Annotated in this window: 7 protein-coding genes; 4 read left to right on the top strand and 3 right to left on the bottom strand. The window is 70.7% G+C overall.

The window, feature by feature from the left end; genetic code table 11:
- Nucleotides 1-369: 369 nt before the first annotated feature.
- The 3 genes from ACYVE9_RS08185 to ACYVE9_RS08175 all read left to right on the top strand — a co-directional run bounded on the left by ACYVE9_RS08185 (nucleotide 370) and on the right by ACYVE9_RS08175 (nucleotide 5,561).
- Nucleotides 370-1,686, top strand: coding sequence for a lipase family protein (locus ACYVE9_RS08185; protein WP_461027071.1), 1,317 nt, complete (start codon nucleotides 370-372; stop codon nucleotides 1,684-1,686).
- Between the two features lie 144 nt (nucleotides 1,687-1,830).
- On the top strand, nucleotides 1,831-3,321 hold the full coding sequence (locus ACYVE9_RS08180; protein ID WP_461027070.1) for an amidohydrolase family protein: 1,491 nt from the start codon (nucleotides 1,831-1,833) through the stop codon (nucleotides 3,319-3,321).
- Nucleotides 3,322-3,452: 131 nt separating this feature from the next.
- Nucleotides 3,453-5,561 carry a polyprenyl synthetase family protein gene (locus ACYVE9_RS08175; protein WP_461027069.1) on the top strand — a complete coding sequence of 703 codons (2,109 nt, stop codon included), beginning with the start codon at nucleotides 3,453-3,455 and terminating at the stop codon, nucleotides 5,559-5,561.
- A 78-nt stretch (nucleotides 5,562-5,639) separates the two neighbouring features.
- Here ACYVE9_RS08175 and ACYVE9_RS08170 read toward each other — a convergent pair whose 3' ends face one another.
- The 3 genes from ACYVE9_RS08170 to ACYVE9_RS08160 all read right to left on the bottom strand — a co-directional run bounded on the left by ACYVE9_RS08170 (nucleotide 5,640) and on the right by ACYVE9_RS08160 (nucleotide 8,613).
- Complete coding sequence (locus ACYVE9_RS08170) at nucleotides 5,640-6,470, bottom strand: ABC transporter permease (RefSeq protein ID WP_461027068.1); 831 nt, start codon at nucleotides 6,468-6,470, stop codon at nucleotides 5,640-5,642.
- Nucleotides 6,464-7,069, bottom strand: a complete 606-nt coding sequence (locus ACYVE9_RS08165) for an ABC transporter ATP-binding protein (protein WP_461027067.1) — start codon at nucleotides 7,067-7,069, stop codon at nucleotides 6,464-6,466. Before ACYVE9_RS08165 ends, ACYVE9_RS08170 begins: the two co-directional genes overlap by 7 nt.
- Nucleotides 7,070-7,362: 293 nt before the next feature.
- Nucleotides 7,363-8,613 carry a poly(ethylene terephthalate) hydrolase family protein gene (locus ACYVE9_RS08160; protein ID WP_461027066.1) on the bottom strand — a complete coding sequence of 417 codons (1,251 nt, stop codon included), beginning with the start codon at nucleotides 8,611-8,613 and terminating at the stop codon, nucleotides 7,363-7,365.
- A gap of 462 nt (nucleotides 8,614-9,075) precedes the next feature.
- Here ACYVE9_RS08160 and ACYVE9_RS08155 point away from each other — a divergent pair, with 462 nt between their 5' ends.
- The gene (locus ACYVE9_RS08155; RefSeq protein ID WP_461027065.1) at nucleotides 9,076-9,789 is read left to right on the top strand and encodes a 4'-phosphopantetheinyl transferase family protein; all 714 of its coding nucleotides are present in this window, start codon (nucleotides 9,076-9,078) and stop codon (nucleotides 9,787-9,789) included.
- Nucleotides 9,790-9,869: the final 80 nt, after the last annotated feature.

Raw genomic sequence — 9,869 nt, 5'->3', positions numbered from 1 at the left:
CGCCGCCCTCGGCGCCGCCCGCGACCCCGCGGCCCGCGGATGACGTGCGCCCGAGTGATCGGCGGGCGGCCTTCGCGCCTGCCCGGAGCGCGAGCAAGCGGTGGGGCGAGGACGCTCGTGGTTCCTCGCGGATACGAAAGCCGTTCGTTGACGGCGGCAGACGTGGGAGAGGTCATGGCAACAGTTACGGGAGCGTGACTCACCCGCTGGTTACCGGCGGTAAGTTACCGCTGGTAGCGTGCGCTCACCTGCATCGGAGCCCCCGAGGAGTGAGTCGTGAGCCGTAGGACCGCACGTACAAGTCCATCTTCCGGCGCGCCGCGTCCGGCCGTCCGACCCAGCCGTCGAAGGAGCGCGGGCGGCACCCGCATGATCACCGCCGCCGTCGTCGCGGCTGCATGCACGGGCATCCACGCCGCCCCCGTGAGCGCCGCCGACGCCGGGCCGGGACCCGTGGTGTCCCGAGGCGTGACCATGCCCGCGTTCTACAACCCGCCCGCCGAACTGCCCACCGCCAACGGCGAGGTCATCCGCACCGAACCCCTCCCTCTGGGGCTGAGCATTCCCGGCCTGGACGGCCGCCGGATGCCGGGCACCGCCACCCGGCTGATGTACAGGTCCACCGACTCCGCCGGACAGCCCGTCGCCGTGACCGGTGCCTACATCGAACCGTCGGCCCCCTGGAAGGGTGCCGGCCCGCGCCCACTGGTGGCCCTTGCCTCGGGCACGATGGGCCAGGGCGACCAGTGCGCGGCCTCGATGGCGTTGCAGTACCCACTGAACCTGCGAGGCGACACCGTCTCGGTCGGCTACGAGGCACTGTCGATCTACCGGCTGCTCTCCACCGGGGCCGCGGTCGTCGTCACCGACTACGTCGGACTGGGCGCGACCGACCGGCTCCACACCTACGTCAACCGCCTCGACCAAGGACACGCCCTGCTCGACGCGGCCCGCGCCGCGAGGGCCGTACCCGGAGCGTCCGTCACCGCGCAGTCGCGGACCGGCCTGTACGGCTACAGCCAGGGTGGCGGTGCCAGCGCCGCAGCGGCCGAACTGCAACCCACCTACGCGCCCGACGTCCGACTGGCCGGCACCTACGCCGGTGCCCCGCCCGCGGACCTGACCTCGGTGATGAAGGGCATCGACGGCAGCGCCCTGGCCGGCGCACTGGCCTGGTCGGTCAACGGCTTCACCCAGTCCGACCCGGACCTGCGGAAGATCATCGAGGGCAACATCAACACCACCGGCAAGGCCGCGCTGAAGGACGCGTCGACCATGTGCGTCGGCGACGCGTTGTTCGGCTACGGCTTCACCAGGAGCAGCAAGTGGACCACCTCCGGCAGGTCCCTCGGCGAGGTCATCGCGGACGAGCCGCACGCGCGGGCCGCTCTCGACAAGCAGCGCATCGGCCGGCTCAAGCCCGCGGGGCCGGTGCGCGTGGCAACCGGTGTGCAGGACGACATCGTCCCGCACGGCCAAGCCCGCCAACTGGCCGTGGACTGGTGCCGCAAGGGCGGCAATGTCACCTATGACGCCATCGCACTGCCCGACCTCGGTGACAAGATCCTCACCAACCACCTGGCCCCGCTCCTCACCGACCAGGGCAAGGCGATCGCCTGGCTGACCGACCGTCTCGCGGGCGCACCCGCCGGTTCCAACTGCTGGACCATGCCCTTCCAACCCTGACGGGCTTCGCCCTCCCCGCGCAGCACACCCCCTCGTGGCGTGGTCGTGCAGGCCAGGCGGCCCGGCGGCAGCAAGCCTGGCCTCAGCCCACCCAGGAGGGACACGGCCTTCTCCCGCACCCCGCTCGCGGGGAGGCTGAGGCGCATGACCCCCGTCACCAGCACCTTCACCACCGCCGGCCCCCTCCCCGCCACCTTCACAGCCGCGGAACAGGACCCCCATCGTCTCGTCCTGCTCACCGGCGGCACCGTGGTGACCATGGACCCCGCGCTCGGCACCCTCGAACGCGCCGACGTCCTCCTGCACGGTGACCGGATCGCGCAGGTCGGCCGCGGCCTGACGGCCGCGGGCGCGATCGTCGTCGACGTGTCGGGATCCCTGGTGGCGCCCGGCTTCGTGGACACGCACCGGCACGCGTGGCAGAGCCAGATGCGGCGTACCATTCCCGACGTCGACGACCTCGCCGGCTACCTCCAGTCCACGCTCATGCGGACCGCACCGCTGTACGAGCCGCACGACATGTACGTCGGAACCCGCCTGGCGGCGCTCACGGCCCTCGACGGCGGCATCACCACGATGCTCGACTTCTCCCACAACTCCCGCACCCGCGAGCACTCCGACGCCGCGATCACCGCGCTGCAAGAAGCCGGCATCCGCGGAGTGCACGCGTCGATGGCCCCCCACTTCGGCGCCTGGGACCAGCAGTGGCCGCACGACCTGGCACGACTCCGGGAGACCTGGTTCTCCACCGACGACCAACTCCTCACGCTGCGCCTCGCCGCACTCGCCACCCCCGACATCGCCGGCGCACGCCTCGCCTACGGCCACGACCTGGCCCGGGTCGCCGCCGACCTCGACATCGGAGTGAGCCTCGACGTCATGTTCGGGCCGGCCGCATCCGAGGCGATCGTGCGGTGGGAGCGAGAAGGACTGCTCGGGCCGCACATCGAGTCGATCCACTCGACGGCCCTGTCCGCCGACGCGTGGTCCGCGATGCGCGACACCGGCGTCACCGTGTCCCTCGCGCCGACCTCCGACACACAGATCGGCCTCGAGGACGCTGTCCCGCCCGTCGACGAGGCACTCGAACACGGCATCCGGCCCGGACTCTCCGTGGACGTCGAGGTCGCGCTCGCGTCGGACATGTTCACGCAGATGCGTACGCTGCTGGCCGTCCAGCGCATGCGCGCCGTGCACGCCGCCTACGGCACCGACAACAAGCCGGTACGCATCACCACCCGGGACGTCCTCGACTTCGCGACGCTGTCCGGCGCCCGCACGCTCCGACTCGACGACACCACCGGGTCCCTCACTCCGGGGAAGCAGGCTGATCTCGTCGTCGTCGACGCCGAGGACCTCAACACGATGCCGCTGCACGACCCGATCGGGACTCTCGTGCTGGGCGCCGACCGTGGCAACATCACCTCGGTCTGGGTCGCCGGCCGCGTCCGCAAATGGGCCGGGCGCCTCGTCGGCGTAGACCTGGACGACCTGCGCGCGCAGGTGCACGACTCAGCCGGCGCTCTCGCCGAACGCCTCAGCCGGGCCGAAGGGCCCGCGCTACGCGGAGAGGTCGGAGAAGGGCTCTCTGGCCGAAGTCACAGATCAGCAGATTCGGCCAGTTCATGCGATTAGGCGGTTTAAGCCGGGACTGTACGCACGCTGTCACAGGTTTCTGTTTTCTGGTGGCGAGGCGCGGGGGCGGTCACAACGGGGAGCGGATACGGCGACGTCCTGCTGCTGCGTGTCGGCTGTCCTCCCGCTCGTTGAACACCGACCAGTGTCAGGAGCGCAGCATGCCATTCTCTGGGGTCGACCCGGCCGCTTTTCCGTGTCTGGAGGCAGACCTGGAAAGGGTCCGTGACGCTTTGGGACCGGTGCGCATCCAGGGCCGACCCGAACTCGACGCGCTCACTCAGGAAGGGCCCGGGACGTCCCGTGGCCTGGTCCGTCCCACCCTTGCTCTGCTCTCGTACTACGTTCTAACGGATCCTTCGGTGCCGGCCGATGACCAGGCCGTGCGTGCCGCCGCAGCCGTCGAACTCCTGCACCTGGGCGCGCTCTACCACGATGACGTCGTGGACCACGCTCACGAGCGCCGGGGCCGCCCCAGCGCCAACGCGGTGTGGGGTGAGCACCTCGCCATCCTCGCCGGGGACTGCGTGATGCTCACCGGCCTCAACATGCTGGCGCAGCTCGGTCAGCGTGAAGTCGTCGCCGGCACGATGGCGAACGAGCGGATGTGCGCCGGCATGGTGATGGAGGCGGCCGACCTGCATTCGGCCTCGCGCAGCGAGCAGGCGTACTTCGACGCGATCGGCGGCAAGACGGCGCAACTGTTCGCCCTGGCCTGCCGGGTGGGCGCGATGCAGGCGAACAAGGAGAGCGGCCGACAGGACAGCCGGCAGGAGGACGGGGAGGAGGCTCTGGCCGGGTTCGGCTGGCAGTTCGGGTACGCCTATCAGCTGCGCGATGACATCCTCGATCTGACGTCCACGGCCGAGGAGCTGGGCAAGCCCGTCAACACGGATCTGTCCGAGGGCGTCTACACGCTGCCGGTGATCCGCGCGGCTTCCCGCGACCGCGACCTCGGCCGCCTTCTGGGCAACGAGCTGACACAGGAGGAGGCCGCACGCGCCCGGGACCTCGTTCTCGCCTCGGGGGCTGTGCAGGAGGCACAGGCGATGGCCGACGCCCACCTGGTCAGGGCCACCGACGAGCTCTCCCGTCTTGTCGATCGCGCCCATGCGCTCGATGGGCTGACGGCCTACGCGCAGGCCGTACTCGACCGGCCGGCTGCTTCCCGCCCCGTGACCGTTCCCCGCCAGGTCCGGCAGGCGCCCCAGCCGCAGGACAGCACGCAGGCTCGGCAGGTCACGCAGTGGATGAAGGACTGGCTCGTGGACACCGGCATCGCCGCCACCCCGGCCGAGGCCGATCACCACCGGCTGACGGGCTCTCTGTCGATGATCGAGCGGATCCTTCCCCAGGTGGCGGAGGGAGCCACCAACGCCGATGGCAGCGACGACGGCCTCCTCGAGAGGAAGCGGACCAGCGCAGCCATGGGCACGGTGTTCGCTGTGTGGGACGACCTGTTCGAGGATCCGCAGCTGACAGACCCGCAAGCCGTCACCGCACTGAGGGAAGGACTGGTGGCGACGCTGCGCCAGGACCCGGGCAAACCCTGGACACCCGGCGCGATCCCGACGTCCTGGGCTCAGTTGTGGCCACGCCTGTGCAAAGGCAGGACAGTTCGATGGCAGGAGGCGTTGCTCGACAACATCGAGGACTGGCTCCACGCCTGCGAGCGTGAGACGCGCCACCGCATCAGCGGTTACATCCCCTCACCGGCGGACTGGCTGTCGTTGCGGAGGTCGACCGGTGGATTCGAGGTCGGCATGGCGTGCTCGGAGATCGTGCAGGATCGGGAGATGCCGGCGACGGTGCGCAGCCACCGCATGGTCCGACGCCTTGAGGACCTCGGCTTCTTCGTCATCTTCGCTGAGAACGACATGGCGGGAGTGGACCAGGACGAGGCAGACCAGGTCCCCTACAACCTCGTCCGGGCGATCCGTCACGAGATGGGGTGCAGCCGCGCGGAAGCCATCGAGCGTGTGGAGCGCCAGGTGGCGGAGAAACGTGCCCAGTTCAACGCGGTGTTCACGTACGTACCTGTGCTCTTCCGCACGTTGCCCGGCCTCTCCGGCCAGGGCAACCGGTATGCGGCGATCTACGACATGTTGAAGCTTTTCCTCGACATGCGGCAGGAAGACTCCGAAAGGTACCAGCCCGATACCGCAGCGGAGGGCCCGGACCTGGAGCGACTGCGCCGTGAGATCAGCCGGTCTGCCGCCCCAGCCCCGTCTCCGCGCTAGTCGCGGGAACTACGGGAACTACGGGAACTTGAGGAACACGGTGTTCCTGCGCGGGCTGCTGGCGCAGGAACACCGTCCTCATCGATTCGCCGCCCTCCCGAACGGCAGCGGGTCGGCATCCGCCGGCCGGCCGATCCGTACAGCGGCTGTCAGAGCGGACCGCGTACGCCGGTGGAAAGCCAACAGGCCGATGAGGCCGACGGCGGTGAACCAGGCCAGCTGGACGGCGAAGTCCACCGCCGGCACGGCGGAGGAGAAGCCCGCGGCTGTCGCGGCCTGCATGGCACCGTAGGAGGGCAGCCAGCGCACCATGTCGCTGTTCGCTCCGCCGCTGGCGAGGGGGTTCTGCAAGCCCAGGTCCACGACACTGATCATCACGATGGCGAACATGCCCTCCACCTCGCGGCGCAGGAGCGTGCCGAGGGCGACGCCCAGCGTGCCGTAGGTCATCGCCGTGCAGAACAGCGCCGTGCCGAGCAGCACGGGCTGCCTGGGCGACCAGAAGCAGCAGATGACCGCGGTGGCGTAGGAACAGACCACCACGGACGCGATGACCAGGCAGGCGACCTTCGCCAGCCCCAGCGGAACCCGGGGGAACCCGGCCATGGACAGACGCCGGTCGAAGGCCCCGTTACTGAAGGTCGCCGCGAACATCATGAACCCGGTGATCAGCGTGACTCCGTTCAGCGCCCCGGTGATCTGGGTGATCTTGTCGCCTCCGGCGGTCAGCACGTGACCGGTGCCGTGCAGCCGGAACTGCACCGGCTCCTCGGCGATGGCCCAGCCCGTCATCATGACCCACACCGGCAAGAACACCGCCACGAGCAGCATGGCGAACCGGTTCCTGGCGTGCTCCACCAGGCCATGACGCGTGGCGATCCTGAACAACCGCACTCCGCGCTTCACCACACGCCCTCCTGCCGTCCGTGCAGCACACCGTCCCGCAACCGCCACACCTGATCGAGCCGATCGGTGTCGTAGGCCAGATGCGAGACGACGAGGACCGATCGGCCGGCCGCACGCAGGTCTCCGACCAGATCCCAGAAGCGCAGGTACGTCTCCCAGTCGAAGCCCTGGTACGGCTCGTCCAGCAGCAGCACCTGCGGGTCGTGCATCACCGCGAGCGTCAGGTTCAGCTTCTGCCGCGTGCCGCCACTGAGCGTCCCCACCAGGACGCCGGCGTACTGGTCGAAACCCAGGATCTCCATGACCTCCTCGGCCCGCCGATGATCCGCGACGTCATAGGCCGCAGCGAAGAAGTCCAGGTGCTGGCGCACCGTGAACGCGTCGTTGAGCACCACCTGCTGAGGGCAGTACCCGAACCGCCCACCGTGCCGGACCACGCCCCGGTCCGGGCGCAGCTCCCCCGAAAGGATCTTCAGCAGCGTCGACTTGCCCGCCCCGTTCTCGCCGACGATGCCCACCACCGACCCCGCGGGCAGCGCCACGTCGATACCGCGCAGTACCCTCCGAACGCCATAGGAGTGATGGACTCCCTCTGCCTCCATCAACGCCCCCTCCCTCAGCCCCGCTGTAGGCCGGATGGATGTTGCACAACTGCCAACGAACCACCGGCCGCAAAGAAACGTGGCAAGGCAGGACCGGCCGTCACAGGAAGACGCCTGTGACGAGGGGTGGGCGGAGCGGAGCGCAGCGCGCGCCGGAGACCGGGGCGCACTCACCGGTACTGTGCGCCGGGCGAGGATCATCACTCGGATCACCCTGAGCCCGCCCCCGAGCACCCGCCGCCCGCCGCACTCCGGGTCGAGCCGCGGAGCAGCGGCGACCGGTCAGCCCGGCGTCACCAGTTCTTGTACCGGACGTCGCCGAGGTCGCAGAACGTGCAGGTGCGGCTCAGGAAGTCCTCGGTGCGCCGGAACTCCTCGTCGGCGAGGTGCCAGCGCAGCCAGGCGGTGATGACGTGCTGGCCGTTGCGGGCGGCCATGACGTGGTCGGTGTCGTCGAGGACGTTGAACCACACCGGTACGCGGGTGTTGGTGTAGTCGCGCTCCATGTTGGCGGTGGCGAAGTCCTCGTCGCCGCCGACGTACAGAGCCGGGTTGCGCAGACCGGCCGGGCCGTTGCCGTCGAAGGAGCCGCCGGCCACGTGGAGGGTGGTTTCGAGCCGTGGCTCGTCGGCCACGTCGAACGTACCGATCGACCCCCGCGAGTGGCCCCCGAAGGCCACCTCGGAGGTGTCGAGGTCCTGGTACAGCGGGCTGCCCGGTGCGGCGTTCCGGTCCTCCAGCCAGTCGAGCGCCTCGACCATGTAGTCGCCGTCGCTGGAGGAGATCTCGCTGTAGACGACAAAACCGTGCGACGCCCACTGCCGCAGCATGTCCTCGTAGTCCGCCGGGCCCGACCCCGCTCCGGGGCCCCAGACGAGGACCGGATGGTCCACGCCGTTCTGGCCGGCGTTCGTCGGGTACACGAGCCACCCGTCGTCTCCGGGGCCCGCGCTGCTGTCGACGGTCACCGCGTACGGCCCCGGCGCCGTCACGTCCGCCACCGGAGGCAGGGAACCGGGAGGGGGGTCGGTGGGGCCGCCGTCCCCCTCGGCCTCGACGAGCACGTCGTCGACGGTCAGGGTCTCCAGGGGGCTGCCGGCGTCCAGGGAGAACCGCAGCCGCAGCGTGCGGTCCCCGACCGAGGCCGGAAGGCGGAAGGACACGTTGCCCGCGGCGGTGCGCGCCGACTCCAGCGTGGTGAAGGGGCCGCCGTCCACCGAGTAGGCGGCGTCGAACGACTCACCGAGGTCCAGACCGGACGTGGCGCGGGTGTACGACACCCTCACGTCGCTGTACCCGGTGAGGTCGACGGGTGCGGACGTCAGGGCCGGGTCGGAGAGCAGCGAGCCGCGCAACCGGGCACCGTACGTGCCGGTGCTGACGGAACCGGAGGCGGTGAAGGTGCCGAGCCCGTCGGAGAAGTCCTCGCCGTACACGGGAGCGGCGGCGGAGGCTGAGGGCGTGGAGGTGCCGATGGCGACTGCGACCATCGTGCTGACGGCCGCTGCGCTGACTGCTCGCAGGCGTCGGTTGAGGCGAGACATGTGCGATGTCCTTTCCAGGCTGCGCCGGTCGTCTGCTGCGGCGCTTCGTCGTGGCACGTGCGCGGGAGTTCCCCGGTCCGGGCGACGCGGGTGGTGCTCGGCCCGTACGGCGGGTCGGCGACTCCCGACCGGACCCTGTCGATTGGACCGGGAACCGCGCGGCGGGGAATGACGTGAATCACCGGCCTTCGTGGGCCGGGGCCGCGTCACAGGCGCTGACGGTGAGCACGTCCCCGGGTGTTGCCGCGACGGGTCACGGTCCCGTGTGCGTCCGAGCACACTTGCGACCAGGGCCACCTCACGGCGGCAGACCGTGGACCGCGGCACGCGGCGTCGGCGATCATGGGCGGTGGCGCCCGGGCAGTCCACCGGGTCGCCCGGGAGGCAGCCGGCCAGTTCGTCGTCCGTGTGACGCCCTCCCGGCCTTCGGAGACAGCCGTACGTCAGAGAAGTGAGGAACCGATGCCCGACCCCGGTGTCCGGCCCGAACTCACCGTGGTGCCCGCAGGCATCGGGTCGTGGGATCTCGCGCCGCCCGACAGCGCCCGCGCCCCGCGGCTGTACCTGCTCCGGGTGAGTGAGCACCGGGCGGTGACGGAGGGACCACCGCCGGAGCTCGACGAGGTGGAACGCGGCCGGTGGTCGGCCTACGTGCGGCAGGAGGACCGCGACCGGTACGCCGTCGCGCACCTGGCGCTCCGCGGGCTGCTCGGCAGCCTGCTGGGCGTGCGGCCGGCCGAGGTCGTCCTCACCCATGAGGACTGCCCGACGTGCGGCGGCCCGCACGGCCGGCCCGCGGTCCGCGGCGGTGGTGTGCACTTCTCCCTGTCGCACAGCGGGGACCTGGTGCTGCTGGCGTTCGCTTCCGTGCCGGTGGGGGTGGACGTGGAGAAGGTGCCGACCGCCGCCGTCACCCGGGAGGTCTCGTCGGCGCTGCACCCCAGGGAGCGCGAGGAGATCGCCGGGCGCCCGGCTCCCGAGCGTCCGGCCGCGTTCGCCCGCTGCTGGGTGCGCAAGGAGGCGTATCTCAAGGGGACCGGAGAGGGGCTGTCCGGCGGGTTGGAGAGCACCTATCTGGGCACCGGCGAGCAGCTGTCCGCCCTGCCGGGCTGGTCCCTGGCCGACGTCGACGCGGGCCCCGGTTACCTGGCGGCCGTCGCGGTGCGCACTCCCTGAGGCGCCCGGGGGCTGCTGCCCCGCCGCGTCCGGTCCCGCGGGTGTCCGCGTCCGCCGGTCGGAAGCGCGGGCGGGGGAGG

It is taken from the genome of Streptomyces sparsus, from assembly GCF_054776295.1.
Note: the sequence above shows the minus strand (reverse complement) of the source record. Positions and strands in the feature narration are given on the sequence as shown.